Consider the following 511-nt stretch of genomic DNA (forward strand, 5'->3'; position numbering starts at 1 on the left):
AGATCACCGGCGGCTATCCGCCCATTCCCCGCCTCAAGCTTTGCTGCCTGTAAATGCAAAGAACCCGTCGCTGACTGTTGACCATCACTCCCAATACCGCTTGCTAGAAGAGCATGAGACTGGAGCTTGATCAGATCGGCGCCCACATCAACAGTACCGCTCGCTGCAACGCGCGCATTTTTTTCCAGTTCAACATGTTTCAAAGCCTTCAGTTCAACCGCTTCTTCTGAAAAAAGCAGATCTTTCACATGTACACTGTCGTGGTGGGAGTGAGCCTTCACCGCTCCTTTGGCGCGTGCTTTAGCAATCACCAGCTTGCCATCACTTGTCAATCTCATGGCGCCTGCATTGGCAACCATGTCTCCGCGCATCTTAACGCCCGCACCTTTATCATTGGCAATCACGCGGATCTGCCCCGCATACATTCCACCAAACTCACTGGAATCAATCGCCAATTCCGGCTCTTTGCCATCAGAACCAAGAGAAGTTGCTTCGCGTTTGTCATAATCAA

Annotated in this window: 1 protein-coding gene; it reads right to left on the minus strand. The window is 51.5% G+C overall.

Going from position 1 to position 511, the window contains the following annotated elements; genetic code table 11:
- Nucleotides 1-511: hypothetical protein (locus ACFILZ_RS10200; protein WP_375611107.1), on the minus strand; the 511-nt coding region annotated here is incomplete at both ends.

Origin of the sequence: Bartonella sp. AP40SXNS (assembly GCF_042195825.1) — a bacterium.
In the GTDB taxonomy this organism is placed as follows: Bacteria; Pseudomonadota; Alphaproteobacteria; order Rhizobiales; family Rhizobiaceae; genus Bartonella.